This is a genomic window from Xanthovirga aplysinae (assembly GCF_009711365.1).
Taxonomy (GTDB): Bacteria; Bacteroidota; Bacteroidia; order Cytophagales; family Cyclobacteriaceae; genus Xanthovirga; species Xanthovirga aplysinae.
Genome location: NZ_SMMB01000638.1, coordinates 1 through 2,939, shown reverse-complemented (window position 1 = coordinate 2,939; position 2,939 = coordinate 1). Strand labels below are relative to the sequence as shown.

Below are 2,939 nucleotides of genomic sequence, written 5' to 3'. Positions count from 1 at the left end.
CTAATATTGATGGGAAATATAAAGGTACCTTTGAAAAAGAAGGTATTGTTGCAAATGTTGAAGTTAGCCTTCACGAAGGGAATTTTTCTGGTGAAAGTGATAAAGGTACCTTTCCGTCTATTTATTATGGGGATTTTTCAGTTCAAAATTGGACAATCAATTTTGAGAACAAACGACTTGTGATTACCGCTGATATTACACCAGGTTTAGTTTTGAATGGACAGTGGAATTACCAAATTGAAGATAATACTTTGACTATGACGAACTCGATTGGTGACATTTATATTTTAAATAAACAATAAAAACGCACCACAACAATGGCGTGCTGCCATGCTTTCCCAGCACGCAAAAGTCGTCGCAAATAAAGCCAACATCTCCTATAACTGGAAGTGCTCCTAAAATTGAGGTATCTTATTTTCCCCAAATCCTTTTCTTTTCCTTCTCCTTTGAACTTCCTCTGTGAAACCCAACTACGGTCCCATAATGCGTTAGAATGCCACCAAACACAATTGAAGTGATTTGCTGGTTTTCCTGAGGTACCCCAGCATAGAAAAGTAAAATTTCCAATATCACCGTAGAAATAACAATCACAAAATCCAGAATATAGGTCGTATTCTTAGCCAGCTTAGATGCGTATTCCGCTATTTGAATTTTTATATTGCTTGCCCAGGCTTGTTGAACATACCCCATATAAAATTTCAAATTGGTTTGGTTGTATTTTTGGCTTAACCTTTCAAATTTTGTCTTATATTTTGATTTAAAGTAATAATTGTATTTTGGTTATATGATGCAGGGCTATACTGTAGTTTGACAGATACTGAAATTATATTTTTCTAATTATCAGGTAAACTGAAATTCTTTACACTATTCTTGAGGACCATTTCCCTTCCTGCCAAATAGTTCTCCTTTAACCTTTCCGGATCCACATCATAGACAGATTCCATGATTCTAGGTAGGAAAAACTTAGACTGTAGGATTTGGCGATCTTTGCAGATGGTATCCTCCAATAATTCATCATTCTTGGAAATCTCCGCATTCATAATATCGATTGTTCTTTCCAAAACCTCCAAGACGTTTTTCGGTTTAGTTTCTTTGGGGATTTGTAGATCCTCCGGCCGAGAATAGATGGAAATGGTTTCCTGAATATCGAAATTTTCCAATACCCATGGTGTTGCAATATGATCCCTAAGTCCGCCATCATAGAGGTATTTATTGTTTATTTCTTCAGCTGGAGTAAAAACAGGTATAGAACCACTGGCATTTACGTATTGTAGAAACTGACTATAGGATACTTTGGGGTCTTTTAGGTTTTTATACTCCCTTGCTCCAGTGAAATAATCAACAGAACCTATTAAGCAAATGGGGTATTTTCCTTTTTGATATGTCTTATACTCCTCCTCACTCACTACCTGGCTAAGGACCTTTTTTAAGTTATCCTGTCTGCCTAAATAGGTTTTTCCTAAAATAAAATTAATAATACCTCCAAACGAGATGTTGCCTTTTTTATTCACAGGTTTCCTATTGAAAAAAGTGTCCAATTTGAGGTTTAATACAATTTCTCGAATTGTATCGAATTTACCCAGGGCCAGGGGGAGGGAAAGAATGGCTCCAGCTGAAATTCCACTTATGATATCAGGTTGATAGTTTTGTTCCTTAATCAATACTTCTGCCGCTCCGAAAAGACCTCCGATTTTGGTGCCGCCACCGGAAATTCCAATATGTCTCATAGTTTTGATTTTTATAGTTACATCCAATTGAATTACTATAAGATAAGAATAATTATGAGATTGTGAAGTATTTTTAATATAATTAAGGAGATTAATTATTCTATTATTCGAAAATATTGATGTTAGAAACACTTGAAAACATTTCTAAACTATTATGGTTGCTCGAAAGTTTTACTAATAAGATATAGTTAAAAAATTGCAAAAGTGAGAAAGAAACTTTATCATTGAGTCTTCCTTGCAAAATGGTTACCCTAATAAACTCCATAGCGATAATATCCTCTATCTTAGTAGTTGCTACCGCCTTATTTTTGGTTCAAAACGTCACTTTAGGTTTGCTTCCTTTTTTTAAAGATAAAACTTATAGTGGAATTAAAATAGGCAAGGTACCACTGTTAAAAAAGGATTTGTATTTAGTCGCTTTTACTTGGAGGGATCTAGTCTTTGCTTTATTGGCTTTTATAATTGCCCTATTTATATTTGAGTATTATTTGCCAGATTCTAATCAATGGGTTGGTGCTCCACTTTACTTTTCTCAACTTCTCCAAAAAGTTTTTTAAAATCTTCAGGTTCTTTTATTTCTAAGCTATCGGTGTGGTTTTTTACCAACTCTCTCCTGGTTTTATCATTTAGAAATTTATTGTATTTCTCAATAATTCCTTGGGTCTCTAAAGATACTTCGAAGGTTTTATTTTTTATCTTAAAGTTTCCCCCTGTAAACACTACCCCAACCATTCCTATCAGGAAAATTATCCCGGCAACATTTTTTGAGGAAAGTTGCAAAGGACCAGGTGAAGAAAGGTTGAGTTTGATATTAATATCATCTACTTCAAAGTCGAAATTAATTTCGGCCCCAAAGTCATTTAATGAATCCAATAAGTCATTTACCAGTTTTGATAATTCCCTAGCTTTTATATTTCCCTTTTTTTGAATATCTAGTGTGAAGTGAATATGATTATCGGAGATGTATAACTTATTGTGGGTTCTGCATATAAAATCCTTGTAATGATTGGCATTTACCAAGTTTTTTGATGAAAAGAATAATCGATCTAAATGAGGATCTAATTCCTCTTTTGTTACCGTTTTTTTCCATTTAACCTTTTTTCTTTTTTCCCACGGACAGGTGTTTTTATGGTTCTTTAGTATGTTTTTTGGGATGTATTCATCATATGTAATTGATTCTAATACCTCTCCAAAAGCAATTTCAGATGATTT

General features: G+C 33.9%; 4 protein-coding genes. 1 reads left to right on the top strand and 3 read right to left on the bottom strand.

What is annotated here, in order from left to right; genetic code table 11:
* Nucleotides 1-302, top strand: a 302-nt coding sequence (locus tag E1171_RS23585; RefSeq protein WP_187696229.1) for a hypothetical protein, incomplete at its 5' end; no start/stop codon positions are given.
* 109 nt (nucleotides 303-411) lie between these two features.
* On the opposite strand, the gene E1171_RS03575 is transcribed toward E1171_RS23585, so the two are convergent.
* The 3 genes from E1171_RS03575 to E1171_RS03565 all read right to left on the bottom strand — a co-directional run.
* On the bottom strand, nucleotides 412-690 hold the full coding sequence (locus E1171_RS03575) for a hypothetical protein (protein WP_155204148.1): 279 nt from the start codon (nucleotides 688-690) through the stop codon (nucleotides 412-414).
* A gap of 143 nt (nucleotides 691-833) precedes the next feature.
* On the bottom strand, nucleotides 834-1,727 hold the full coding sequence (locus E1171_RS03570; RefSeq protein ID WP_155204145.1) for a patatin-like phospholipase family protein: 894 nt from the start codon (nucleotides 1,725-1,727) through the stop codon (nucleotides 834-836).
* 498 nt (nucleotides 1,728-2,225) lie between these two features.
* Nucleotides 2,226-2,939 (bottom strand): hypothetical protein (locus E1171_RS03565; protein WP_155204142.1); only part of this gene is annotated, 714 nt, incomplete at its 5' end.